We start from the raw sequence: 26,116 nt of genomic DNA on the forward strand, positions 1-26,116 counted from the left end.
GACTTCTCCGGAGTGATCGAGCCGACCGGGTTCGACGTGCACAGCGGGTCGCCCTCGACGCACTCCTCAGGCGGAGTGGTGCCCGTCCCGAACAGCACGTTGCCGAGCACCTCATCCCCACGCTCACCGTCCGGATTCACGACCACGGTGTACGTCACCGTGTACGTGCCCGGCGGCAGGGTGCCGGTCACCGTGAACGAGCTGCCGTCACCGGCGACCGTGACCACCAGCGGCGCATCCGCGGTCGGACCCGACACCAACGACGCATCATCCAGCACACCGGACCAGTCATCGGTGTAATCCACAACCGCGTCGGCGGGCCCGTTCGAGGTGAAGGTCAAGGTGAACGTCACCTCGTCGCCCGCTTCGACGCTCGATCCGTCGTCGGGCGTGACGTCCTTTGCGACGGTGACCGACCCGACCGGGTTGGTCGTGCACAGCGGGTCACCCTCGACACACTCCTCAGGCGGGGTGGTGCCGGTCTCATAGAGCACGTTGCCGAGCACGTCGTCCCCACGCTCACCATCCGGATTCACCGTGACCGTGTACGAGACCGTCACCGTCGTGCCCGGCGGTGCGTTACCCGTCACCACCAACTGGTCGCCGACCACTTCCGCGGTGACGCTCCCGTCGTCCGGGGTCACCGCGAACTGCGGATCCGACGTGATCGTCGCGTCATCGAGCACACCCGACAGGTCGTCCGTGTAGTCGATCGTGGCATCCGCAGACCCCGTCGACTCGAACGACAACGTGTACGTCACCTCATCGCCGGCGACGACCGGGCTGCCGTCCTCCGGGTCCACCGACTTCGAGGCCGTGATCGCCGCATCGACGAGCTCGACCACGTAGTCCTCGACCTCTCCGTTCGCGACCGGGCCGGACGGACCGAGCGCGTCGACCGCGACGTTCCCGATGCGGAGGCGCAGGTAGCTGGTCTCCGGGTAGGCGACATCTGGGATGTTCCAGGTGAGGGTCGCGGTGCCGGAGCCGGCCACCTCTGCCAAGGCCGCTTCACCGACATCGAACACGCCGTTGCCGTCGAAGTCGATCCACCCGGCGACGGTCGCACCGTCGCCGGTCGTGTTCACGAACGGCACCTCGAGCGAGAACGTCGATTCGCTCATCGAGATCGGACCGGGCGTGACGGCGTCGTCTTCGTCGAGCGCGGCGGCCGGATCGGGCTGCCCTTCGCTCTCCGGGGTGACCGATGGGCCGAGCGTGAGCGTCGGTGCGCCCGCGTCGTCCGAGACGATCCCGGCACGTGCTCCGTCGCTGGCGAGCAGGGTCGGATACGTCGGGTCGGGCGCGTCGCCGAAGTCGATCTCGAGGGGTGCGAGCACGCAGCGGGCTCCGTCGTTGAAGTCCGCCGCGGGCCCGTACGTGAAGAAGTCGACTGTGCTCGGGTCATCGGCGTTGATACGCCAGATCTGGCCCGACTGGTTGAACGACCCGTAGACGTTGCCGAGGTCGTCGGCGAACGCCGCTCCAGCGCTCTGGCTGCCTGTTCCGGAGCCGTTGGGTGCGATCAGGTTCAGTGCAACTGCGGGCGTCACGTACTGCTGTGTGGTGAGATCGAAGGTCTGGAGAAGCTCTTGGTTGTTGTTGACGTTGTGGCCGAGCGCGTGGAGGTTTCCGTCCGCAGTGCTGTATGCCCAATCCTGTCCGCCGGCCTGCGCGCCGCCCGCGCCTCCGGGCGGAGTAGAGGTGCCCGAGCTGAGGACCGAGAAGTAGGTCGGTGAGGTCGGATCGAGGTCGACGACATACCACCGACGGGCGTCGGCGCTGCCCTGTACCAGCCAGAACTCCCCGTTGGGAAGGATCTCACCGCTGGAACTGGGCTGCCACTGCGACGGGGTGAGTCCAGCGAGCGTCAGATCGGGGATGCCGAGCTCCTGGGCACTGAGATCGGAGTTCACCCGGTAGATCGAACCGTTGCTTCCGACTCCGTAGATGTAGTCGTCCAGCGGGTTGTATCCGGTGGCGTTGAGGAAGACCGGAATCTGCCCCAGGTCCTCGTAGGTGCCCGTCACGAGGTTCACGTTGAACACGGTGGACGGCGTCGAGGTGTTCGATGACTGGAAGAGATATGCGCCGGCGTCGCACTGCCCGAAATCGGGACCGGTCGGGGTGAGGGGGCTGTAGAACTCGACCTCGGCGCACGCGGGCGCTTCGAGTCCGACCAGGTCGGTGACGTTGACGTCGGGGCAGTTCTCGTACACCACGTTCGGTTCGCCGTAGCCGGGAGCCTCGCTGGTGACGTCCACTGAGATCGTGCACGACACATCTCCGCTGCCGAGGATGCCGCCGCTGACTGCGATCGCCGATTCGCCGGGATTCGCCGTCACGGTCGGCGCTCCATCGCACGTTTCGGCGATGTTCGCGGGATTCGCGATCGTCAAGCCGCCTGGGAGCGTGTCGGAGAAGGCCCACCCTTCCTTGGCCGCGAGCTCCGAGGTGTTCGTGATCGTGAAGGTCAGCGTGGACGTGCCGCCCGCCGGGGCCGGCGACGGGTCGAAGGACTTGTCGAGCTGCGGCGTCACATCGAGGATGCGGATGTCGTCGTAGGCGCCATCGTTGCCCCCCGATGCACCGTTGGCGTTGATCAAGCGGATGCCGACGCTCGACCCTTCGAGGAGATAGGACGAGTCCGAAACGCCATCGACGACCACGGTGGGACGGGTAGTCCCGTCGATGGTGGTTCCGTCGAACAGGACCCGATCGGGGTCGGTACACGGGTTGATCGGCGAATCGGTGACCGGGATCGCCGAACCCTCGTCGTCGATGACGAAGAACCGCAACAGCGGATCGGAGGAGTCGCAGTTCTGCGCGCCCGCGACGACGGAGAAGGTGATGAACCGGTTCGGCGTCGGCAGCGGAATGGGTTGATCGGTCTCGAACATCACGAGGTTGTTCGCGAGATTGTTGCCGCTCGTGTAGGAGGAAACCGCGGTGTTCTCATTCGTGGCCGACTCGCCCCGGTACTGACCGATCGCGTTGGGGATCGCCGTCATGCTCGTGTAGACGTTCGGGCCGTTCACGCCGCCAGCCGCGCAGTCGCCTTCGAGGAAAGGATCGGTGTAGTCGAGAACGATGCCGTTGCATCGGGAGCGATTGACCCAGTTCGTGCCGTTCGGCACATAGCCGATCCCGGTGACCGAGGGGTACTCGCTCAGCAGAATCGAAGCATCGGTGTCGGTTCGGTTCTCGAAGTCCTCGAGGAACAGCACCGTGGGGTCGCTCGGAACTCCCGGCTGGCCGGGGACCGCCGTAGCGGTCTCGGCGGGCACTGCCGCGGTGAGGGCGGTCAGCGCGACGGCTGACGCACCGACCAGCACCCCGACGACGCTCATCGCGAGCGCGCGGCGTATGAGCCCCCCTCGATTCCGATCGTTGTTGTCAGAGCGAGTTCGGGTCGCTTGAGTGCGCACGATTCCCCCAGGGGCGAGGGTGCGCCCGTTTCCCCCCCGGATCGGGCTCCCTCGCCAGTCGAACGTACGGGTCACATTAGGTCAACTCGTTCCGATGTGGAACCCCGTTCTCCGAATTCCGCAAATCGACACGCCGTATCGCGGGCGATTGCGGGAGTGAATTGGGCGTCTTCGCGGCGGCTCACCGTGATAGGGCATTGAGAACTCGAATCACTCGGTCGAGCGTGTCGAGCGTGAGCTTGCCGCCACTGGCGACGACCATGGCCCGAAGCGGCATCCCCGAGATCACGGCGCGCATCATTGCCGACATCGAGTCGTCCCCGGCCGGGAGCTGCCGTTCGAGCATGCGCGAGACCATCGAGTGCAGGCGGCGGCCGAACCAGGTCGCCCTGAGGTCGTCGATGGTGGAATCGACGGTGAACGGCAGGATGCCGGCGGCTGCCGGGATCGGGCGACCGAGGGCCCGCTCGAACTCGTGATCGTCGGCGACCGGTCCGATCGGGCCGGGGACGGCGGTCACGCGATCCGCGGATTCGATCTCGATGTGAGCGCTGGCGCGGATGTCGCGGGACGAGGCTCCGATCCGCACCTCGTATCGGCCGCCTTCGACGAGCCAGCGCGACGATGCGACATCCCAGATCGCGAAGGCTCGCTCATCGAGTGCGAGACGCACCGAGCGTGTGTGGCCCGGTGCCAGGTGCACCTTCGCGAACGCCTCGAGGGTCTGATCCGGCCGGTGCACGCTGCTCTCGGGATCGTGCACGTAGAGCTGGACGACCTCGGATCCCAAGCGGTGGCCCGTGTTCGTGATGTCGATCTCCACGATCACATCGGTTCCCGTGACGGTCACGACGGGAACGCCCCAGGCGAACGTCGTGTAGCCGAGACCATGGCCGAACGGGAAACGCGGGGCGACGCCGAACGTGTCGTGGAATCGGTAGCCGACGTGGAGTCCCTCGCGATACTGGGTCTGCGTGCGCGATCCGCCGCTGGTAGGGAAGTTCCGTGCTGCGGGAAGGTCGGCGGTCCGAATCGGGAAGCTCTCCGCGAGCCGCCCGCCGGGTTCGACGTCGCCGAGGAGGACGTCGGCGAGTGCAGAACCCGAAGCCTGCCCGCCGAGGTACGCCTCCACCAGTGCTGCGGGTTCATCGGCCCACGTAATCTCCAAGGGAGCGCCGTTGGCCAGTACGACCGCGGTACGCGGGTTCGCTCGGACTATCTCACGCACGAGTATCGTGAACGACTCCGGCATCGTGACCTCGCTGCGATCGACGCCCTCGGCTTCTGCGCCCCCGGGGACGCCGAGCACGAGCACGACCTGGTCGGCCGCGGCCGCGGCGTCTCTCGCCTCGGCCAGGCCGGTATCGCTGACCTCGCTGGTCCGCGGATCGTACGCGGGGGAGTAGGTTGTGTTCGCGCGGTCGCGGAGCGCATCGAGGAGCGTGTCCACACGCCAGGGGTTGACCGCGGCGCTGCCGACGCCCTGAAAGCGCGGGTGCTCGGCCGCTGCGCCGATGACCGCGAGGGAAGCGCGTGGATGGAGCGGGAGCATCCCGTCGTTCGTGAGCAGGACCGTCCCTGCGGCTGCGGTCTCTCGGGCGAGGGCGTGGTGGGCCTCGCGGTCGTAGGTGCGAGGGCGACTCTCGGCTTCGGCTCGAGCGCGTAGCGCGAGCGACGCGACGCGCTGCGCGGATGCCTCGATCGAATCCGCGGCGAGCGATCCGTCGTCGACGGCCGCGGCGATCCGATCGTCCCATACGCCGGGCCCGCCCGGCATCTCGAGATCCAGGCCCGCACGTAGGCCCTGCACCCGATCGTGCACCGCCATCCAGTCCGACATCACGAGCCCCTCGAAGCCCCACTCCTCGCGGAGGATTCGCGTGATCAACCACTCCGACTCGCCGGTGTGTTCCCCGTTCAGACGGTTGTAGGAGGTCATCACCGTCCATGGTGCGGACTCCCGCACGACGATCTCGAAGCCGCGAAGGTAGATCTCGCGGAGGGTCCGCTCGTCGATGACCGAATCCAGACGCATCCGGTCGGTCTCCTGGTTGTTGCCTGCGAAGTGCTTGACCGAGGTGCCAACCCCCTCGGACTGCACCCCGCGCACCAGTGCCGCCGCCACCCTGCCGGAGACGACCGGGTCCTCCGAGAAGTACTCGAAGACGCGGCCACCTCCGGGGTGTCGTTTGATGTTCAGGCCCGGCCCGAGGAGGACCCCGACGCCCTCGGCTCGAGCCTCGCGCCCGAGCGCGGCGCCGACGCGTTCGAGCAGCGGCTCGTCCCACGTCGACGCGAGCACGCTCGCAGACGGAAAGCACGTCGCCGGGATCAGGTCGCCGCCGCCGACGTGGTCGGCGTCGGACGCCTGTTTGCCGAGCCCGTTCGGTCCGTTCGAGAGGGAGACCGACGGAACGTCGCCGACAGTCTCGGTCGACCACATCGTCGCGCCTGAAAGCAGCCTGATGCGTTCCTTCGTGGACAGGCGGGCGACCAGGTGCGCGGCGCGCTCGGTATCGAGTTTCGGCATGGGTTCTCCTTCGTCGGCTGGTCGGGTCAGGCGGATGCCGCGACGCGGGCGGTCTCGACCGTGACGACCTTGCTCGGGGTGAATCCGATCCGCCACGCCTTGACGTAGACCGTGCCCTCCGCGGTGATCGGCGTCGTGTAGGGCTTCCATCGGCGGCCGTCGAGTTCGACCCCAAGCATGCGGAACATCGGGTTGGCTGTCATCGGGTGAGGCTCGGGTTGTTCGGGTACGGTCGTCCAGCCGATCCGGGCGCCCGGGGTGGGGCAGGACGCGTGCACCGCCCCGAACTCGTCGATCTCGATCGTCACGGCCGCGGTCTGCTGAGGGACGCCGCCCGGGCGCCAGGAGGCGTTGAGCTCGGCTTCGGGGATCGTGCCGAGGTCGCCGATCCGCGCCTGCCATTCGTCGAGGGCGCCGCGAAGCCGGGAGAGGTCGTCGGCGAACGATGGGTCGTCTGCCAGGTTGTGCTCCTCGTGCGGGTCCGCCGCGATGTCGAAGAGTTCCTCGGCGGGCTTGTTCGGGGCGATCACGGAGCGTTGCAGCGGGCTGAGCTTCGAGGGTTCCTCTCCGAGGGCGAGTTGGTTCGCCTCCTCGAACGACAGGCGGCGGAACTCGGCCCAGGTCGAGAACTTGTCGGCGTACTCGTGGTGCTGCATTCCGCTGCGGTCGGGGTGCAGGTGGCGCGTGTATCGGAACCGGTTGTCGCGCACGGTACGCGACGCGTCTTCCTGCTCGTCCATGCGGTCGCGGCCGCTGAAGACGTAGTCGTTCGCGGCCGTCGGGCGACCAGTGAGTTCGAGCATGACCGCGCCGTGCATGTGTTCGGGCACCTCGAGGCCGGCCAGCGAGAGCATGGTGGGTGCGAGGTCCATGAGGCTGACGACGTCGGCCGCGGCGGTTCCGGGTGCGATGACGTCCGGCCAGCGGACGATGAGTGGGACGCGGGTGCCAGCTTCGTTCGCCCAACGCTTGGCGCGGGGCATCCCGACGCCGTGATCGCTCCAGAACACGACGATGGTGTTCGCGGCGAGGCCGTCCTCCTCGAGCTGCCCGAGGAGTTCACCGACCCAGAGGTCCATCTCCGTGATGAGGTCGAGATAGCGGGCCCAGGCGATCCGGAAGGGCTCGGTGTCGGGGTAGTAGGGAGGGAGTTCGACGTCGTCGGGGTGATGCCGCTGGTCAGCGGGCACATGGGATGTCGCCTTGCTGAAGTCCTCGTCGCTCAGGTAGATCGCCGACTCGTGGGTGATGAGCCCGTGGAACTGGGCGAAGAACGGCGTGTCGGCGTCGGGGCGATTGCGCCAGTGCGCCTCCGTGCCGATGTCGTCGAACACGGTCCCGGGAACCTCCATCTGGAAGTCCGTGAAGAAATTGTTCGAGGTGAAGTAGCCGGCTTGGCGGAACAGTTCCGGGAGCAGCACGACCTCGGGCGGAGGTACGGCTCGCGTGCGCATATGCATGGTACCGATCGCCGTCGGCTGGCACCCGGTGATGATCGAGGCGCGCGACGGCGCACACACGGGCGCGGTCGCGAGGGCTTGGTCGAATCGCATGCCGCCGCCGGCCAGCTCGTCGAGGTTCGGCGTGAACGCATGCTCTGCCCCCGGCCAGACGTCGGCGTAGGTGCCGAGGTGCGGGTTGATGTCGTGGGTGGAGATCCAGAGGATGTTGGGACGCTCGGTCATGAGGTGGCCTCCTCGCGGTTGTGGTGGAGCTGGGATTCGAGGCGCGCCTTGTCGCGCACGTACGCGGGGTACAGGGCGGTGAGCAGGACGCCGTTGGCGAGGACGACCACGACGACGGTCCAGAACAGCGCGGACTGGATTCCGACGGCGTCCGCGAGGAACCCCGTGATGAGCGCCAGCAGCGAGAAGCTGACGGACTCGACGACGGAGATCATGAAGCCGAACGCGGCGCTGCGGAGCTCGGGGGCGACGACGCCCATCACGATCGGTCGGTTCAGGATCGGGTTCCACCCCTGGACCGAACCCATGAGTGCGAAGAAGACGGCGTACCAGGCGATGTTCTCGTACGTGAACTGGGTCGCCAGCAGCGCGAACCCGCCGAATGCGAACTGCGCGAACTGGAGGAGGCCGATGCGGCCGTAGCGGGGGCTGATCCGGTTGAACCAGTCGCCCAGATATCCGACGAGGATGTTGCCCAGCAGGTAGCCGATGCCGAACGGTGCCATGATCGTGGCCGCGACCGGGACGCTGAGTCCGTGAGCCTGGACGAGCATGATCACGCCGAACGAAGCCATGACCGGGTGGGGCGAGATGAGTCGACTCAGGGAGAGGATCTGGAACGAGCGGATCCGGAAGAGGGGCTTGATCTTCGCCAGCGTGAGGTCTCGTTCGGTCTTGGCGCCTTCCTGGCCACCATCTGCGCGACCGTCGATCGAGCCGATGCCCGGGTCGCGGAAGAAGAACAGCGTCAGGAAGCCGAACACGATGTTCAGCGCTCCGAAGATGAAGAAGCCGTACCGCCATCCGTCCTCGATGTTGGCGAGCTGACCGATGAGCGGGGCGGTGACCGCCCCGGTCCCGACGAGGGCGCCGTAGACCCACCCGATCACACGTGCACGCTTGCCGTCCTCGAACGAGTCGCCGACGACGGTCGGCAGGAACACGTGACCGGCCATCGCGCCGCCGACCATGATCGTGTACAGGATCAGCAACTGGGTGAAGTCCTGCGAGAAGCCGGCGAGGATGCTCCACGCTCCCCAGAACCCGCCGGCGACGGCCAGGATCGTACGGCGCGAGAAGTATTTCGTGAGGAACACGAGGATCGGGCCGGTGATCACTCCGAACATCCGGCCGACCGAGAGAAGGACGCCGAGTGCGCTGGAGGCGAGCCCGAGGCTCGCCTGGATCACGGGGAAGAGGGAGTTGATGAGCCCTGAGTCACCGCCGTCGATCGCCATCGTCCCGGCGATGATCCAAACGTTGCGCTTCCGGCCCTTGACCTTCTTCGCGCCGGTCGCGTCCATCCCAGTCGTTCCGGTCCCGGGGGCGACCTGTTCCGTCTCCCGTGTGGCTTCCATGCTGTCACTCCTTCGTGATGGGGCGCACAGTCGGCGCCCTGACGCCCGAACGTACCATATCTACCGAGTACTCGGTAGATAAGCGTTCTCGTGGGAGACTGTTCGCGTGGCAGTAGAGACGAAGCGACGAACCCGACTGTCGGCCGAGGCGCGTCGCACCCAGATCCTCGAGGCCGCGCTGGAGGTGTTCGGGCGAGACGGATTCCGAGACGGCTCCCTCCAGGACGTGGCGGATGAGGCTGGGCTCAGCCAACAGGGGCTGTTGCACTACTTCCCCAGCAAGACCGAATTGCTGCTCGCGACGCTCGACCGTTGGCAGGAACGTGCGGTCGATGAGGTCGATTCGCTCGAGTCGTCAGACATCCGCGATCTCGGTCGAGCGATACTGCGGCGCAACCTCCGTCATCCGGGCGTGATGCGCTTGCGGGTGGTCATCAGTGCCGAGGCCACGAGCCCGGCGCACCCGGCTCACGAACGCATGAGCCGGCGCTATCGTGAGACTCACGCATTCTTCGCCGATCATGTGGCGTCCGGCGTGGCGCGGGGGGTGTATCCGAACCATCTCGATGCGGATGCGGTCGCCGATGCGATCGTCGGGATCCTCGACGGCTTGCAGTTGCAACACCTGCTTCGGCCCGAGATGGACCTGATCGCCGCGTTCGATGCCGCGTGCCAGGGGCTGATCGGATCGAAGGGCTGATCCCGCCCGGCGCCGCTGCTCGGATGCTGATCGACGATCCGTCTGATGCTAGGCGGCCACCGCTGTGCGGCTGCGTCCGACGAAGGACGCGGTGGGCAGTCCGACGAGGATCTGCAGGAGCAGGATGGCGGTGATGGCGCCGAGGATGGCGGGGTCGTTGTCGAATGCGATCGCGACGGCGGCGAAGGCTGGGCCGGAGTTGCTGCAGGGTTGGATCAGGGCGGTCGCCCAGCGGGTGCGGCGCTCGCGGGCCGAGAGCAGCCAGCCGATGGCGATCATGACGGCCGAGACGAGTGCGGCGGCGATGAGCACGAGCGAGCCGAGCAGGTCGATGACGTCGCGCCAGCTGCCCAGGAGCGCGCCGGCGAGGACGAAGAGGAACGTCTGCCCGGAGACCTTCGCGGTGAACGCGCCGAACTCGGTCGCCCGGTCGGGGGTCCAGTGGCGCACGAGCACACCGACGACGAACGGCAGCAGTTGCAGGAGCGCGACGGTGCGGATGAGGTCGGCGACGGGGAGGGAGACGTCGTCGCCGAGGTCGGCGGCGCCGATGATCAGGTTCGCGGTCGGCGCGAACGTGAGCGAGCCGATCGCGGCCATGAGCACCTGCAGTACGGCGCCGGTCTGCAGGTCGGCCTTCGCGGTCATCACGAGCTTCGCCCCGAACGGCGCGCCGGGGCAGCTCCAGAGCAGCACCATGGCGAGGTAGGCGGGTACGGCCAGGCCGAGCAGTTCCGCTGTGCCCCACCCGATGAGGGGGCGGATGACGAACCCGGTGACGAGCACCATGGCGACCAGGCCGAACCGGGAGAGCACTGCGCCGAGTTGGTCGAGGGTGGTGCCGAACCCTGCGGTGAGCATGGTGGTGACGATGAAGACCATCAGGATGACGTTGAACAGCAGGCCGACGATCTCCATCGGAACCCTTCCCCCGAGCGGTGACGTGTCGCTTACGCTAGCGATCGGGGACCGGGCAGGGAAGCCCGGGCATCGAACCTGGGGGGATCATGGCGCAGCGCCCGAACATCCTGTACTTCCATGTCGACAACATCAGCACCGGTGACCTGGGTTGCTATGGCGGCGGGATCGCGCTCGGCGCGCAGACGCCGAACATCGACCGGTTCGCGGCCGATGGCCTGCAATTGACGAACTACAACGTCGAGGCGCAGTGCACCCCGACCAGGTCCGCCCTGATGACCGGTCGCCACTCGACGCGCACGGGGTGCACGTCGGCGCTGCCCGGCAGCGGGCTGGTCGCGTGGGAGGTCACGATCGCGACCCAGCTGAAGTCGATCGGGTACCGCAACGCGATCATGGGCAAATGGCACTGCGGCGCCGAACCCGGGCGGTACGCCACCGACCACGGGTTCGACTACTGGTACGGGATCCTCGGCACCTGGGATGAGGCGATGTGGCCCGAGGACAAGTTCTTCAAGGCGTCGGGGCTCGAGCCGTCGTACGTGATCGAGTCGGATGCACCGGGTCAGGCGCGGAACGTGAAGGTGCTGGATCGTGAGGTGCGCCGCGACATCGATCTCGAGTTCCTCGACAAGGGACGGCAGTGGATGTCGGATGCGGCCGCCGCGGACGAGCCGTTCTTCCTGTACTTCAACCACTCGAACATCCACTTCCCGACGCTGCCTCGGGAGGAGTTCGTCGACAGTTCCAACGGTGGCCCGGTGGCCGACTGCATCCAGATGCTGGACGCCGATTTCGGCGCCCTGCTCGACCACCTCGACGAACTCGGCATCCGGGAGGACACGATCGTGGTGTTCGCCGGCGACAACGGGCGCGACACCACGTTCCACGCGCCGAACAACCGCGGCTCGCAGGGCAACTGGCGGGGCGGGTACTTCTCGACCTACGAGGGCAACAATCGCACGGCCGGGCTGGTCCAGTGGCCTGCCAAGCTCCGCACCGGCCGCAGTGATGAGATGTTCCACGTCGTCGACTGGTTCCCGACCCTGCTCGCCCTCCTCGGCGCGGACGACCTCGTGCCGGATGACCGGGTGCTCGACGGCGTCGACCAGTCCGCATTCCTCCGCGGCGACCAGGATCACTCCGAACGCGAGCACTTCCTGATGTTCTTCGACGAACTCCAGGTGGGCCTGCGGTGGAGGAACTTCAAGGTCCTCACCCACCGCGTCCAGGACGGCACGGCGCCGATCGAACACCTCGCCACGCCACACGTCTACAACCTCACCGTCAATCCGGATGAAGACACCCCGTACAACTACGACCAGGTGCACAGCTGGGTCCTCTACAAGGTCTACGGTCGCATCGCCGCCGAATATCAGAAGTCGCTGCAGGGCGACGCGGTCCCCAAGGGCGCCCCCGTCGACTTCGTCCCAGGCGCCGGCCTGGACGCATGAGCGCTCCGGGCCCGGCCGACGAAGCCGACCGAACCGGAGGTACGGCACCAGGCAGGCCGCATCGAGCGGCGTTCATCCTCGTCGGGCTCGGCGGAGCGGTGGTCGTCGCGTTCGGCATCTCGTCGTTGCGGCCGGTGTTCGCCGCCACGATGCTCGCCGTCGTCCTGACGATCTGCTCGCACCCGCTGCGGAAGAAGCTGGAGGAGTTGCGGGTGCCGCGAGGAGCCGCGACCGGGCTCGTCGTCCTTTCGCTCGTCGTGCTGCTCGGCGCCTTCTGGTATGGGCTCATTCTCGCCGTGGGTCAGTTCGCGGGGCTCCTGCCACAGTACGCGTCCGAATTCCAGAGCTGGCTGGTGGGGCTTGCGGAGTGGCTGGTCGGCATCGGTTTCGGGCCCGAACAGGCAGCGTTCCTGGTCGATGCCATCGATCCAGCTCGTCTGTTCGACGTCGTCGTGACCGCCGTCTCCGGGGCGACCGGGATCGTCACCTCGACCTTCGTGCTGATCACGATGCTCATCGCCATGGGAGTCGACGCGGCGTGGACGGACCCGGTACTGGTCAGCATCCGGCGCCGGCGGGGCGAGCTGATCGAGGCACTCGGCTCCGCCGTCGTCGGAATCCGCCGATACGTCTCGGTCACGCTGGTGCTCGGCGCCGTCCAGGGGCTGCTCAACTGGTTGGCGCTGTCGCTGCTCGGTATTCCCGGCGCGGCCCTGTGGGGCCTGCTGTCGTTCCTGTGCAGCTTCATCCCGAACTTCGGGTACTTCATCGCCATCATCCCGCCCCTGATCCTCGGGGGACTCATCGGTGGCTGGCCGATGATCGCGTGGGTGATCGTGATCTACGGGCTGATCAACGCGGTCATCCAGTCGATCGTCCAGCCACGGATCGTCGGCCAGACGGTCAACCTGAGCCAGACCATCACCCTCCTCTCCGTGCTGTTCTGGGCGGCGATCCTCGGACCGATGGGAGCGCTCCTCGCGATCCCGCTGACCTTGCTGGTCCGCGCGGCTTTGGTCGAGGCCGACCCGCGGTGGACGTGGTTGCGGCCCGCCCTCGCCGATCGCGCCGGCCTGGGACGCCGTGACGACCGCGACGGGAAATCTCCGGCAAACGCACAGGATTGACGACTGGTCCTCTCGCGAGGGCGGCTCGTAGGCTCGCAACGGGAGGGTGGGCATGGGGGAGACGGGGGAGCGCGACCGGTGGACTCGCGCGACGGAGATCATCGGCGTGTTCCTGCTCTCGGTCACCGCGGTGTTGACCGCGTGGTGCGGATTCCAGTCCTCGAAGTGGGGCGGGGAGATGTCGATCGCGTTCAGCCAAGCCTCGAGCGCCCGCATTCAAGCGGCGAACGCCGAGGGCGAGGCCCGGTCAGCGCGCACGTTCGACCTGACGATCTACGCCGCGTACGTCCAAGCGGTTGGCGACGGCAACGAGGAGCTGGCCGACTACATCCGCACCCGGTTCACCCCCGAGTTCGCCGTGGCGTACGAGGCGTGGGTCGCCGACGGCGAGGTCGAGAACGGCCCCTTCGTCCGGGAGGAGTACGTGCCCGAGGGTGCCGTCGAGGCAGAGGAGTTGAACGCCCGCGCCGACGAGAAGTTCGCACAAGCGCTCGAGAACAACCAGCGCGGCGACAACTACTCGTTGCTGACCGTGCTCTTCGCGCTCGTGCTGTTCCTGACCGCGATGTCGCAGCGCGAGATCGCACCATGGGTCGCCCGCTCGCTCCTGGGCTTCGCGATCGTCGTCATGACGGTCGGCGCCGTGATCATGGCGACCTTCCCGATCCGGATCTGAACGCCATGCCGACCGACCACGTCACAGGGCGGTTCACCCGTCCGTTCGCTGGCCTGACGCGGCGCAACGTCGTCCAGGAGGTCGGCGCCGGGGTCACCCTGCTCGCCATCGCGATTCCGTTGAACATCGGGTACGCGCAGATCGCGGGCCTGCCACCCACCGCCGGGCTGTACGCGCTGGTCGTGCCGTCGATCGTGTTCGCGCTCACCGCGTCATCGCGTCAACTGGTCGCGTCTCCGGATGCCGCGGCATCCGCCCTGGTGGCCTCGTCGATCGGCGGGCTCGCGGTGGCGGGGAACGCGGACTACGCCACGATGGCACTCGCCCAGGCGATCATCTGCGGGGTGGTGTTCCTCCTCGCAGCGGTGTTCAAGCTCGGGTTCCTCGCGAGCTTCCTGTCCAAGCCCGTGCTCGTGGGGTTCATCGCGGGTCTCGCGCTGGACATCCTGGTCAGCCAGGCGGCGAAGATGCTCGGCGTCCCGATCGACTCGAGCAAGGAGTTCGTCGAGAAGCTCGCGGAGCTGGGAGCGAACCTCGACGAGACCGACGTCTGGTCGGTCGTGATCGCGATCGTCTCGGTACTCGTGCTGGTCGTCGGCCGCAGGTTCGCTCGACTGGTGCCGTGGGCGCTCGTCGTCCTTGTCACCTCGACCGTCGCCGTCGTCCTGCTCGACCTCGACGGGGCCGGGGTCGACGTGCTCGGCGAGGTGCCCGCCGGCCCGCCGACGCTCACCTGGCCGGTGCTCGACTGGGCGACCTGGTTCGCCCTGGTCCCGTCCGCGCTCGCGTTGGTGTTGGTGACCATCGCGGAGGGCCTGCTCGTCGCGCGAGCCTACGCCGAGCGGCACGGCTATCGGGACGAACCGAATCGCGACCTGTTCGCGTTCGGTCTCGGCAACCTCGCCGCGGGAGCCAGCGGCGGCTACGTCATCGGCGCATCCGCGTCGCGCACTGCCGCGACGGACGCGGCGGGATCGCGAACCCAACTCCCGGCCGTCGTTGCGGCGATCGGGACGCTGCTGCTCCTGCTGTTCGGGACGGCGCTGCTCGCCGACATCCCATCCCCGGCGATCGGTGCCGTCGTCGCGGTCGCGGTGGTCCCGCTGCTCGGTGCCCCCGAGTTCCTGCAGCTCTGGCGCACGTCGAGGTTCGAGTTCGTGATCGCGGCGGTCTGCTTCGCCGTGACGCTGTTCGTGGGGGCGATCCCCGGGATCCTCGTCGCATTCGTGCTGGCGCTGATCAATCTCGCCCGACGTGCGGCTCGACCCGCCCTCGACGTGCTCGCCGATGACGACCGACCCACTGACTCGTTGCTCGACCCGGCACCGGTGGGGAGCGTCACCGCGCCCGGCATCGTCGTCGTTCGGCTCGGGGCTCCGCTGTTCTTCGCCAACGCGTCCTCGTTCGCAGATGCCGTCAAGGCGGCCGTCGAGCACGCCCGGTCTCCGGTGCGTCATCTCGTGCTCGATTGCGAGTCGATCACCGACGTCGACATCACCGGCGCGGAAGCCTTCGCTTCGACACGGAAGTGGCTCACCGAGCACGACGTGACGCTCGGGCTGAGCCGGGTGCGGCCGGAGGTTCGGAAGCGGTTCGAACGGTTCCAGCTGCTCGACGGCGTCACCGTGTACGAGACGAACCGTGACGCCGTCGCGCGGAACACTCGGCCGTCCGCGACCGATGAGACCAACGCGCAGGCATGACCAAGCAAGGACCACATCCGATGGAGGGGAAGAAGATGGACCACAACGAAGCGACGGACGCGATTCGTGAGGCCAACGCGCGGCTCGGCGACACGCTGCCGTTCTCAGATCGACGTGACGTCGACGCGGCCGAGCGCGGGTTCCTCGGCGCGCCGGAATCCGGGATCATCCGCGACGCCGATGGTTCGATCGTCTGGGATGCCGACAGCTATGCGTTCCTGGATGGCGACGCGCCCGCGACGGTGAACCCCAGCCTCTGGCGGCAGTCGACGCTGGTCGCGAAGATCGGGCTGTTCGAGGTGGTGGAGGGCATCTACCAGGCTCGCGGCTTCGACCTGTCGAACGTCAGCTTCATCGAGGGCGAGACCGGGGTGATCGTCGTCGACCCCTTGATCTCGAGGGAGACGGCGGCGGCCGCGCTCACGCTCTACCGCGAACACCGCGGCGATCGCCCGGTCACCGCGGTGATCGTCACGCACAGCCACATCGACCACTTCGGCGGCGTCTTCGGGGTCGTCGACGACGACCAGGTCACCGCGGGATCGGTGCAGATCATCTCCCCCGAGCACCTCGTCTCCGAGGCTGTGGCCGAGAACGTCTACGCGGGCACCGCGATGGGCCGGCGCGCGGGGTACATGTACGGAGCCGCGCTCGAGCGCGGGCCGAAGGGCGCCGTCGGTGCCGGCCTCGGGCAGACCACCTCGACCGGTCGCGCCGGGATCATGGTGCCCACGCTGGAGATCCGAAGCACCGGCGAGACCCACGTCATCGACGGGGTCGAGATCGAGTTCCAGATGGCGCCCGGCACCGAGGCGCCGGCTGAGATGCACTTCTACCTCCCCCAGCACCGGGCGCTGTGCATGGCCGAGAACGCGACGCACACCCATCACAACCTGCTCACGCTCCGCGGCGCGCTCGTGCGCGATCCGCACGTCTGGTCGACATACCTCACGGAGGCGATCGAACGGTTCGGCGACCGTGCCGACGTCGTGTTCGCCTCCCACCACTGGCCCACGTGGGGTTCCGACGAGATCCGCGAGTTCCTCGGGCTGCAGCGCGACCTGTACGCCTACCTGCACGACCAGACACTGCGGATGCTGAACCTCGGAATGACGGGTGCGGAGATCGCGGAGGAGATCCGGCTGCCTCCGGCACTCGAGAACGCCTGGCACGCACGCGGCTACTACGGGACGGTCAGTCACAACGTGAAGGCGATCTATCAGCGCTACATGGGCTGGTTCGACGGCAATCCCGCTCGGCTGTGGCCGCACCCGCCGAAGCCGCTCGCCGAGCGGTACGTCGCGGCGATCGGCGGCATCGACCGGGTGGTCGAGCTCGCGCGGCAGGCGTACGACGAGGGCGACTTCCGGTGGGCCGCGACCCTGCTCGACCACGCCGTGTTCACCGACGCCGGCCACCCGGCTGCCCGGGCGCTGTACGCGGACACGCTCGAGCAGCTCGCGTACGGCGCCGAGAACGGCACCTGGCGCAACTTCTTCCTCTCGGGCGCGACGGAACTCCGCGGCGAGAACTTCGGCACCCCGACCACGACCAACGCGCCCGAGATCGTCGCCCAGCTCACGGTCGAGCAGCTGCTGGACTCCGTCGCCATCCGCGTCGACGGACCACGCGCGTGGGATCTTGACCTCGCCCTGGACATCACGCTCAGCGACCTCGACCGCAACTACCGGGTCACGCTCCGCAACGGCGTGCTCGTGTACGTCGCGAAGGCGGCCGACCCCGAGACCGCCGGGGTCACGCTGACGCTCACGAAACCGCGCCTGCTCGCCTTGGCGGGCGGCGACGTCGACGCGGACGGACTGCAGGTGGACGGCGACCGGAACGTGCTCGACCAGCTCCTCGGTGCGCTCGGGCAGGGCGACCCCGCGTTCGACATCGTGCTCCCCTGAGGCGCGGGGCCGGAGTGTGAACGACGCGACATCCGACGGGGCCGGGTCCTCGCCGCCCGTTTCCAGGAGCCGGGCGGCTTGGACGCGGTTCCGCGGGCTGTTCCGTCGTGACACGCTGGGCAAGGACGGCGTCGCCGGGCTCGTGCTCGGCATCGAGAGCGTGCCGGACGGGTTGGCCAGCGGCCTGCTCGCCGGGGTGAACCCGATCGCCGGCCTCTACGGCTACCTGTTCGGCATGCTCGGCGCGGCGTTCTTCACCAGCAGTTCGTTCATGGCCGTCCAGGCGACCGGGGCGATGGCGCTGGTCGTCGCGGACACCGACCTCGGTTCGCGTCCGGACCCGGACCGTGCGCTGTTCACGCTGGCGATGTTGACCGGTGTCGTGATGATCATCGCCGGCCTGCTGCGCGGCGGACGCCTGCTCCGATTCGTGCCGACCGCGGTGATGACCGGGTTCGTCACCGCGGTCGGGGTCAATATCGTGCTCGGGCAGCTCTCGAATCTGACCGGCTACGAGAGCGGCGAAGCGAACCGGATCACGCGGACCTTCGACCTGCTGTTCAACATCGTCCGCATCGACCTGCCGACCACGATCGTCGGCCTCGCGAGCCTCGCCCTGATCGTCTGGTTGACCCGAACACGGTTGGCATCCCTCGGCCTGGTCGTCGCCGTCGTGGTCGGGTCGGTGCTCGCGTTCGCGAGCACCGAGTGGCTGGGATTCCCGGTCGCGACGGTGAGCGACATCACCGACGTGCCGAGCGGACTCCCCGCCCCGGCGCTGCCCTCCCTCGACGATCTCTGGTTCCTCGCGCTCCCGGCGATCTCACTCGCGTTCGTCGGCCTCATCCAGGGCGCGGCCGTCTCGGCCGGGGTGCCGAACCTCGATGGTCGACCCGCCGACGCCTCCCGCGACTTCATCGGCCAAGGCGTCGGGAACGTCGTCGCGGGCGTGTTCCGCGGGATGCCGGTCGGCGGATCGATGTCCGCGTCAGCGCTCATCGCCGCTGCCGGAGCCCGCACCCGGCTCGCGCTCGTGGTCGCCAGCGGCGTCATGATGCTCGTCATCCTCTTCCTCTCCGACGCAGTCGGGTTCGTCGCGATGCCGTCGCTGGCCGCGTTGCTCATTGTCGTGGGAATCCAAGCGATCAAGCCGGCCAAGGTGCTCTCGGTGATCAAGACCGGGCCGCTGCAGACGACCGTCATGGCGGTGACGTTCGTCCTGACCCTGATCGTGCCGCTGCAGTTCGCGGTGCTGGTCGGGGTCGGCCTCGGAATCATCCTTTTCGTCGTACAGCAGTCGAACCGGATCCGGATTCGACGGCTCAGCATCGAACCCGACGGCCGGATGAAGGAGATCGACCCCGACCCGACGATCCCGGGCGGCGAAGTGGTCGTCCTCCAGCCATACGGGAGCCTCTTCTTCGCGAGCGCGCCCGTCTTCGAAGCGCGGCTGCCGGATGTGACCGCGACCTCGCGCGGCTCGGTCGTCATCCTCCGCCTGCGTGGCGTCGACCAGCTCGGCCTCGCGCTCGTCGAGGTGCTCCGAAGGTACGCCGCCGCGCTGCACGATCACTCGTCGGAGCTCAGGTTCGTGGTCAGCAGCGACGACGTGATCGCGCAACTCCGACACGGCGGCATCATCGCCCTGATCGGAGAGCACGCCGTGTACCGGGGAACGGAGTGGCAGGGCGAAACCGTCCGAACCGCCTTCGAGGACGCGGCGGCATGGGTGTCGGATCGACGGTGACCTCTGCGGGAGACGCTGGAATCCGCCGTGGAGGCGGGACTCGGAGTGCGTGGTCGGCTGCCCAACGCCCAGCGTCACCGCTCCCAGGCCGCCCGCTCCCGTTCGGCGAATTCGCGGAACGTCGTCGCCGGTCGGCCGGTGAGCTTGCGCACCATCCGGTTGGGGAACGCGGAGACGTTCAGTCGGACGACGCGGTAGATCATCCTTTGCACGTCGATGTAGTCCTCCGGCCGACCCTGTTCGCGCAGTCGATCGAGGTAGTCCCGTTCCGCTGGGCGGCTGTAGCGGATCGTGCGGCCGAGCACCTCGCTGAGGATGGCCGCAACTCGCCGGTACTGGAGCGACTGCTCGCCCGAGAGGGTGTACGACGTCTGCAGGTGTCCGTCGCTGGTCAAGACGGCTGCGGCGACACGGCCGATGTCTCGCGCGTCGATGAACGCGGTGAACGCGCGCCCGGCCGGGACGAAGATCTCATCGCGTTCGCTGATGTCGTCCGCGTAGGTGGTCGACAGGTTCTGCATGAAGAAGTTCGGGCGCAGTGACGTGTAGGGCGCGTCGACATACTTGAGGTATTGCTCGACCGCGTGGTGCGGCGTCTTCCGATTGGCCTGCACGCCCTGAAGCGAGAGGAACACGATCTGGCGGATACCGCGGCGTATCGCCGCGTCGATCACGGGGAAGAGGTAGGTCTCCACGTCGGAGATCGGCGGAGGACGCATCAGGAACAGCCGGTCGCATCCGTCGAGCGCCGCCTCGATCCGGCGCGGCGCCATCGCGAAGTCGAAGGTCCGCGGCACAGCGCCCGACGGGAGCTTCGCCGTGTCGGCCTCACTGCGGACGGTGGCCACAACCGGTGTGCCGCGTTCGAGCAGGTGTTCGAGCGCGGCCGAACCGACGATGCCCGTGGCACCGGTGACGAAGACGGCCGGTTCGGTCATGGTTCCTCCGTGACGCGTTCGAGCAGGTCGGCAAGCGTGTGCAGTTCGTGATCGTCGAGCGCGTCGAACCGGGGGAGGAGGCGTTCGACGATCGCGTGCTCGAACCGGTCGACCTCGTCGGCGGCGTCCGCGGTCAACCGGATGATCCGGGATCGGGCGTCGTCCGGGTTCGGTGCGGTCTCGACCAGGCCCGCGCTCCTGAGGCGGTCGACGAGCTGGGTGACCGCGCCGGCGGTCAGGCCCAGGACGGCGACGAGCCGGCTCGGGGTAACCGGTCGACGATCGTGTGCAACGGTGAACAGTGCCTGCAGCTGGGATCGGGTGAGGTCGTGGTCGCCGAGCGGGACATGGTGCCCGGCCCCGATGGTGCGCCCGAGCACGGTCGCCGATTCGAGCACGGCGGCGACGTGCGCGGTCCGGCCCGCGAGGTCGGTCATCAGTTGCTCACGAAGGGCATCTCGTGCACGAAGCCGCGGTCATCGACCTGGGTCAGGATGAAATCGGCCAGGTCGTCGCGGCTGATCTGCGTGCTCGCATCGACCCCCACCCACCCGACGCGGTACGCGCCCGTGCCGGGGCGTTCGGTCAGGCGCGCCCCGCGGACGACCGTCCAGTCGAGTCCGCTGGCCTCGAGGATCTCGAGGTGCCGCTCGGCGTCGGCGAGCACCTGACCGGAGAGGGTCTTCAGCAGAAAGCGGATGATCTTGTCGGGGGCCTTGGGCTGGTCCTTGCCCGTGGCACTGAGGCCACCGCCGGAGAGGGTCACGATTCGCCGGACCCCGTGCGCCGACATCGCCGCGACGATGTTGCGCGTGCCATCGGCCTGCAGGGTCTTCGGGGAACCCTTCACCTGCCCGAACAGGGCGGCACCACATCGGCGCCGGCGACGGTCTCATCGACCGCGACCGGATCGAGGACGTCGCCGACCATCACCGTGAGCGCGGGGTGCCCGGCCGGGTCACCCAGCTTGTCGGGATCGCGCACGAGCGCACGCACGTCGTACCCCGCGGCGAGCGCACGTTCGAGGACCCGGCGGCCGGTCTTCCCAGTGCCGCCGAAGAGTGCGATGGTCGTCATCCCGGTACTTTAGCAACTAAAGTGAATTCTTGCGGGCAGTCGTAGGCGTGAGCCGTCTTCTGCGGAAGCGGCGGGGTGCGCATGGTCGAACGCTTGCTGGGTGCCGATTGCGCAGGCGGGTGAGACCGCGGGAGACCTGATGCGCGCACGCTTATTCAACGAATATGCACTCGATCCCATGCGAGACGTTCCCAGCCCATCCGAGTAGCATCGTCCCTGCAGCATCCGTTCTCTCAAGGAATCCCGGGCCAGTCCGAGACGACACGAGATCTCCGTATCGCGAGGAAAGACACGAGAACGACCTCGTCACCTCCGTGGTGTCGCGGGTTCGAGTCCCGCCCTCGCTACCGAAGTAGCGCTCGACGGCTGACGTCACTCCGGGTTCGGCGAGGGCCGATACCGTAGGGCGACCGCCCCGGACCGGAACTCGTGGCGGTCCGTGAGTTCGAGCCGGATGCGCTCGCGGAGCCCGGCGAGCAACGTCGGCCCGTGCCCGGCGAGGACCGGGTGCACCACGAAGACGTATTCGTCGATGAGCCCCAGATCGGCCAACGCGCGAGGGAGCGTGACGCCACCCGTCAGCAGGGCCCCGCCCGGCTCCTGCTTGAGCCGCCGGACCTCCAGTTCCAGGTCGCCCTGCACGAGCTCGGCATTCCAGTCGACCGCACCCGGCGAACTCGACACGACGTGCTTCCGCGTCCGGTCGATGCGTTCAGCGAACGGGATCTCCCAGTCGCGCATCCAGTCGGGCCAGGTGCCCGTGGGCGGTCGGCGCCAGGCCGACTGCATCATCTCGTAGGTGGTGCGGCCGTAGAGGAGGGCATCCGCACCCTCCATCTCGTTCGTCCAGAAGCGCATCGACTCCTCCTCGGGCGCGACTCCCGCCTCGTGATGGACGCAGCCGTCGAGCGTGACGTTGATCGAGTATCGAAGCGGTCTCATCCGTCGCTCTCCCTTGATGCGCAGCGCGTGCTCACCGGACCGTGCTCAGACTACGTCGGCGACGTCGCTCTGCGGCACCCCATCGCGCCTCGGCGTGCGAACCGCCCGGACCACCCGACTCACCGGTCGGCGTTCGATGCGACCCGAGCCGCAACGGCCGTGCGCATGGTGGCCGCCTGGAGTCCGAGCGCCCAATCCGTCATGTCGGCCACGACGTGCTGCTGTGCCGGGTGCGTGGCGGCCGGCGCGCTGTTGACGTACGAGCCGCTGCCGTCCACGGCGATGAGGATGCGGACGCAGGCGGCCTCCGCGTCGTCGATGGGGAACCGGCCGGCGTGCATCCCGTCCTCCACGATCTCGACGAGGCGCGCCCGGTCGAGGGCATCCTGCTCCCGGAGCGCCGCGTCGAGCGCCGGGCTGAAGCGGGCGAGGTGGCGCGCGTTCAGCCACAGCCGAGCGAGGGGCGTCGAGGCGCCGCTCTCGACATGGGCGATGAAGTGCGCCACCCGATCGAGGGGATCGCCGGATGCGGGGAAGAACTGATCGCGTTCGCGCACCGCTGCGCGGACGAACGCCTCGATGACCAGGTCCTCCGCGGCGGGGAAGTAGTGGGTGATGAGGCCGGGGCGCACGCCGAGCCGCTCCGCGACCGCCCGCAGCGTGATGCGTTCGAGGCCGCTCTCGAGTGCGATCGCCGCGGCCTGCGACACGATCTCCTCGCGCCGTTCCTCCGGTCGCTTGCGGGTTCGCACTGCTGCAGGACTTGACGCCACGGCTCCCAGCCTATTGAATGACTGACCAATAGTCCATTGGGCATGTGACCAATAGCAACGACGCTCCCGGAAAGGCACGCCAGTGACCCAGACGCCGCCCCGCACCCCGCCCCAGCCCGAGCCACTGCTCGACGAGTTCGTCGACACGCCATCCCGGCCCGAGACCCGAGGCATCGAGCTCGTGAGCGAGCGCGAGCGCCACGGACGCGCCCGCGACCTGCTCCTCGTGTGGGCCGCGCCCAACGTCAGCATCCTCAACCTGACCATCGGCGCCACCCTGATCCTGCTCGGGCTCGAGGTGTGGCAGGCGATCGCGGTGATCGTCGCCGCCGCGCTGCTGTGGGTCCTCCCGGGCCTCATCGCCGGCAGCGGGCCCGCGGCGGGCACCTCCGGGTCGGTGGTGACGCGAGCGATGTACGGCATCCTCGGGAACAAGCTGTTCGTGGCCGTCGTCGGCTGGTTCATCGGGGCCGTGTTCCTGTCGCTGACCTGGCTCGCGTCATCCTTCATGGGAGCCGACCTGCTGCGGCGGATGGGGATCGACGACCCCGTCTGGGTTCCCATCGGCGTGACGGTCGTGGTCGCCACGATCACGATCCTCGTCGCCATCTTCGGCCACGGACTCATCGTCCGCGCCTACTCCTACATGGCCGCGGCCCTCTTCGTGATCTTCCTCGCGGTCGCCGCCTTCATCCTGCCGACCGTCGACTGGCAGTACGCCGCTCCGGAGCCCCTGAGCGGGACGGCGCTGTGGTCGTCGCTCACGATCGGTTTCACCATCCTCGCCTCGACGCCGCTGTCGTTCATCAACAGCCCGGACATCGCGCGCTACCTGCCGCGCTCCACCAAGCCGTCGCGCATCGCCCTCGCGACCGGGCTCGGCGGCGCCATCCCGTTCATCGTGTTCACGACCGTCGGCGTGCTGCTCGCAACCGGCCTGAGCGGGGCCGCGTTCGATGCGGGGCTGGATGTCGCCCTGCTCGACCTGCTGCCGGCCTGGCTCGGTCCCGTCCTCGTGGTCGGCGTCGTCATCAACACGATCGCGTTGAACGCGATGACCACCTACACGTCGAGCATGGCCCTGCAGGCCATCGGCTTCCGCCTCCGTCGCATCCCGGCGGCGATCATCGTCGGGGTGGTCGGCACCGCCCTGACCATCTACCTCGTGCTGTCGTCGAGCCTGCTCGAGGCCGCCAACCTCATGCTGCAGTTCCTCGTCATCGTGTCGGGGCCGGCGATGGCCGTCTTCGTCGTCGACGTCCTCCTGCGCCGCTACGCCTACGACGGGGCGGAGCTGTTCGACGACCATCCGGGGGGACGGTTCTGGTACTCGGGCGGATGGGGCATCCCCGGCCTGGTCGCGCTCCTCGCGGGTGGGCTCACGACGGCGCTCTGCCTGGCGACGGGCGTGTGGGCCGGGCCGATCGCCGAGGCGACCGGCTACATCGACCTCTCCGTGCCGGTCGGGATGCTCGTCGCGGCCGCGCTCTACGCGATCCTGCTCCGCACGCCGCTCGCCAAGGAGGGCCGCCCGTGATCACCCTGTACGCCAACGGACGCGTCTTCACCGCCCATCCGGATCCGGAGCGCGCCTGGGCCCAGTCGTTCGCCGTCCGTGACGACACCATCGTGTTCGCGGGCGACCGCGAGGAGGCGCCGGACGCCGACACGGTCGTCGACCTGCAGGGTCGGCTGGTGCTGCCCGGGGTCACCGACGCGCACACCCACCTCCTCATGATGGGTGCCGCACTGGGGCAGGTCCCGCTCACGGACGCCCGTTCGCTCGACGAGATCCAGGCCCGGCTGCGTCGCGCGCGCGAGGAGGACCCCGACGCGACCGTCCTGCGCGGACGAGGCTGGCTCTTCGACTCGGTGCCCGGCGGCGCGCCGACGGCCGCGATGATCGACGCCGCCGTGGCCGACATCCCGGTGTACCTCGACGCGAACGACTACCACTCCTGCTGGGTCAACTCCGCCGCGCTCGCCGAGCTGGGCATCACGCGCGACACGCCCGACCCGATCGGGGGAGCGATCGCGCGCGACGAGCACGGTGAGCCGACCGGGATGCTGTACGAGACGGCGGCGATGCAGTACGCGTGGGCGCAGCGCGACGCGGCGACCACCGACGACGCCCGCGACGAGGACGTCGAACGCGCGATCGACGCGTACCTGGCGACCGGCGTCACCGGCGTCGTCGACATGGCCTTCGACGAGCACGGCCTCGCCGCGTTCGAGCGCGCTCGAGTGCGCCACGGCGGCGAGCTGCCGCTTCGCGTCGCCGCGCACTGGCTCATCACCAACACCGGGGACGACGCCGCGAACCTCGCGCAGGTCGCCCGCGCGGCCGAACTCGCGGGCGCCGCGTCGACGCCCTGGCTGCGCGTGGTGGGCATCAAGCTCATCCTCGACGGCACGATCGACGGGTGCACCGCCGCGCTGCGGCATCCGTACGCCGACGGTTCGAACGCCGACCCGATCTGGTCGCGAGAGCGGCTCGAACCGGTGGTCGTCGCCGCCGACGCGGCCGGATTGCAGGTCGCGCAGCATGCGATCGGCGACCTCGCGGTCGACCTCGCGCTCGACGCCATCGAGCACGCGATCGACGTCAACGGCGAGCGCGAACGGCGGCACCGCATCGAGCACCTCGAGTACGCCGAGCCCGGTACCGCCGAGCGGATGGCGCGACTCGGCGTGACCGCGTCGATGCAGCCGGTGCACGCCGACCCGGCGATCTTCGCGAACTGGGCGGAGATGCTCGGCGATGAGCGTGTCGAGCGTGCGTTCCCGTGGCCGGAGTACGAGGACGCGGGCGCGCTGCTCGCCTTCTCCACCGACGCGCCGACCGCGCCGCACGCCGCGCTGGCGAACCTGTACGTCGCCTCGACGCGCGCGTCGGCGCTCGATCCGTCGGTGCCGGCGACGCATCCGCAGTACGCCCTGCCGCTGGATCGTGCGCTCGGGCACGCGACGCGCGACGCCGCGGCGTCCGTCGGCGACGGCGAGTGGCGCGGCCGGATCGCGCCGGGCTTCGCGGCGGACGTGGTGGTGCTGGATGCCGATCCGTTCGAGCGGGGTGCGCGCTCGCTCCTCGAGACGCGGGTCGTGGAGACGATCGTCGCCGGGCGGACCCGTCACCTTCGCTGAACGCGC

The 26,116-nt window shown here is 68.5% G+C and carries 20 protein-coding genes; 9 read left to right on the top strand and 11 right to left on the bottom strand.

What is annotated here, in order from left to right; translation table 11 throughout:
• The 4 genes from ACQ393_RS00005 to ACQ393_RS00020 all read right to left on the bottom strand — a co-directional run.
• Positions 1-3,350: DUF6923 family protein (locus tag ACQ393_RS00005; protein ID WP_430644761.1), on the bottom strand; the 3,350-nt coding region annotated here is incomplete at its 3' end.
• Between the two features lie 259 nt (positions 3,351-3,609).
• Positions 3,610-5,958: a glycoside hydrolase family 3 C-terminal domain-containing protein gene (locus ACQ393_RS00010; RefSeq protein ID WP_430644762.1), complete on the bottom strand. Its 2,349-nt coding sequence runs from the start codon at positions 5,956-5,958 to the stop codon at positions 3,610-3,612.
• A 26-nt stretch (positions 5,959-5,984) separates the two neighbouring features.
• Positions 5,985-7,643 carry a sulfatase family protein gene (locus ACQ393_RS00015; protein WP_430644763.1) on the bottom strand — a complete coding sequence of 553 codons (1,659 nt, stop codon included), beginning with the start codon at positions 7,641-7,643 and terminating at the stop codon, positions 5,985-5,987.
• Positions 7,640-9,001 (bottom strand): MFS transporter, encoded by a 1,362-nt coding sequence (locus ACQ393_RS00020; protein ID WP_430644765.1) that lies wholly within the window; start codon positions 8,999-9,001, stop codon positions 7,640-7,642. The genes ACQ393_RS00015 and ACQ393_RS00020 overlap by 4 nt, the downstream gene beginning before the upstream one ends.
• Before the next feature lie 106 nt (positions 9,002-9,107).
• Between ACQ393_RS00020 and ACQ393_RS00025 the strand changes: the two genes are divergently transcribed.
• A complete protein-coding gene (locus ACQ393_RS00025) occupies positions 9,108-9,701 on the top strand; it encodes a TetR/AcrR family transcriptional regulator (RefSeq protein WP_430644766.1) in 594 nt (197 codons plus the stop codon).
• Between the two features lie 48 nt (positions 9,702-9,749).
• Here the strand turns inward: ACQ393_RS00025 and ACQ393_RS00030 are convergent, their stop codons facing one another.
• The gene (locus ACQ393_RS00030) at positions 9,750-10,619 is read right to left on the bottom strand and encodes a bile acid:sodium symporter family protein (RefSeq protein WP_430644767.1); all 870 of its coding nucleotides are present in this window, start codon (positions 10,617-10,619) and stop codon (positions 9,750-9,752) included.
• 89 nt (positions 10,620-10,708) lie between these two features.
• Here ACQ393_RS00030 and ACQ393_RS00035 point away from each other — a divergent pair, with 89 nt between their 5' ends.
• The 6 genes from ACQ393_RS00035 to ACQ393_RS00060 are packed head-to-tail and all read left to right on the top strand — an operon-like array spanning position 10,709 to position 19,236.
• A complete protein-coding gene (locus ACQ393_RS00035; RefSeq protein ID WP_430644768.1) occupies positions 10,709-12,073 on the top strand; it encodes a sulfatase-like hydrolase/transferase in 1,365 nt (454 codons plus the stop codon).
• Positions 12,070-13,200 carry an AI-2E family transporter gene (locus ACQ393_RS00040; RefSeq protein WP_430644769.1) on the top strand — a complete coding sequence of 377 codons (1,131 nt, stop codon included), beginning with the start codon at positions 12,070-12,072 and terminating at the stop codon, positions 13,198-13,200. Before ACQ393_RS00035 ends, ACQ393_RS00040 begins: the two co-directional genes overlap by 4 nt.
• 52 nt (positions 13,201-13,252) lie before the next feature.
• Positions 13,253-13,876, top strand: a complete 624-nt coding sequence (locus tag ACQ393_RS00045) for a hypothetical protein (protein WP_430644770.1) — start codon at positions 13,253-13,255, stop codon at positions 13,874-13,876.
• A 5-nt stretch (positions 13,877-13,881) separates the two neighbouring features.
• Positions 13,882-15,579 carry a SulP family inorganic anion transporter gene (locus ACQ393_RS00050; protein WP_430644771.1) on the top strand — a complete coding sequence of 566 codons (1,698 nt, stop codon included), beginning with the start codon at positions 13,882-13,884 and terminating at the stop codon, positions 15,577-15,579.
• Between the two features lie 35 nt (positions 15,580-15,614).
• Positions 15,615-17,489, top strand: a complete 1,875-nt coding sequence (locus ACQ393_RS00055) for an alkyl/aryl-sulfatase (RefSeq protein WP_430644772.1) — start codon at positions 15,615-15,617, stop codon at positions 17,487-17,489.
• 16 nt (positions 17,490-17,505) lie between these two features.
• Positions 17,506-19,236 carry a SulP family inorganic anion transporter gene (locus tag ACQ393_RS00060; RefSeq protein WP_430644773.1) on the top strand — a complete coding sequence of 577 codons (1,731 nt, stop codon included), beginning with the start codon at positions 17,506-17,508 and terminating at the stop codon, positions 19,234-19,236.
• Between the two features lie 74 nt (positions 19,237-19,310).
• On the opposite strand, the gene ACQ393_RS00065 is transcribed toward ACQ393_RS00060, so the two are convergent.
• The 6 genes from ACQ393_RS00065 to ACQ393_RS00090 all read right to left on the bottom strand — a co-directional run bounded on the left by ACQ393_RS00065 (position 19,311) and on the right by ACQ393_RS00090 (position 22,966).
• A complete protein-coding gene (locus ACQ393_RS00065) occupies positions 19,311-20,174 on the bottom strand; it encodes an SDR family oxidoreductase (protein ID WP_430644774.1) in 864 nt (287 codons plus the stop codon).
• A complete protein-coding gene (locus ACQ393_RS00070; RefSeq protein WP_430644775.1) occupies positions 20,171-20,611 on the bottom strand; it encodes a MarR family winged helix-turn-helix transcriptional regulator in 441 nt (146 codons plus the stop codon). The genes ACQ393_RS00065 and ACQ393_RS00070 overlap by 4 nt, the downstream gene beginning before the upstream one ends.
• Positions 20,611-21,024, bottom strand: coding sequence for an NAD(P)-dependent oxidoreductase (locus ACQ393_RS00075; RefSeq protein ID WP_430644776.1), 414 nt, complete (start codon positions 21,022-21,024; stop codon positions 20,611-20,613). Before ACQ393_RS00075 ends, ACQ393_RS00070 begins: the two co-directional genes overlap by 1 nt.
• Positions 21,021-21,251, bottom strand: coding sequence for an NAD(P)-dependent oxidoreductase (locus ACQ393_RS00080; protein ID WP_430644777.1), 231 nt, complete (start codon positions 21,249-21,251; stop codon positions 21,021-21,023). The genes ACQ393_RS00075 and ACQ393_RS00080 overlap by 4 nt, the downstream gene beginning before the upstream one ends.
• Positions 21,252-21,623: 372 nt before the next feature.
• Positions 21,624-22,193: a dihydrofolate reductase family protein gene (locus tag ACQ393_RS00085; protein ID WP_430644778.1), complete on the bottom strand. Its 570-nt coding sequence runs from the start codon at positions 22,191-22,193 to the stop codon at positions 21,624-21,626.
• 119 nt (positions 22,194-22,312) lie between these two features.
• Entirely contained in the window at positions 22,313-22,966 is a 654-nt protein-coding gene (locus tag ACQ393_RS00090) for a TetR family transcriptional regulator (RefSeq protein ID WP_430644779.1), read from the bottom strand.
• An 82-nt stretch (positions 22,967-23,048) separates the two neighbouring features.
• Here ACQ393_RS00090 and ACQ393_RS00095 point away from each other — a divergent pair, with 82 nt between their 5' ends.
• Both ACQ393_RS00095 and ACQ393_RS00100 read left to right on the top strand, forming a co-directional pair.
• Complete coding sequence (locus ACQ393_RS00095; RefSeq protein ID WP_430644780.1) at positions 23,049-24,503, top strand: purine-cytosine permease family protein; 1,455 nt, start codon at positions 23,049-23,051, stop codon at positions 24,501-24,503.
• Positions 24,500-26,110 (top strand): amidohydrolase, encoded by a 1,611-nt coding sequence (locus tag ACQ393_RS00100; protein ID WP_430644781.1) that lies wholly within the window; start codon positions 24,500-24,502, stop codon positions 26,108-26,110. Before ACQ393_RS00095 ends, ACQ393_RS00100 begins: the two co-directional genes overlap by 4 nt.
• Positions 26,111-26,116: the final 6 nt, after the last annotated feature.

It is taken from the genome of Agromyces sp. GXS1127, assembly GCF_050565425.1.
Classification (GTDB): Bacteria; Actinomycetota; Actinomycetes; order Actinomycetales; family Microbacteriaceae; genus Agromyces.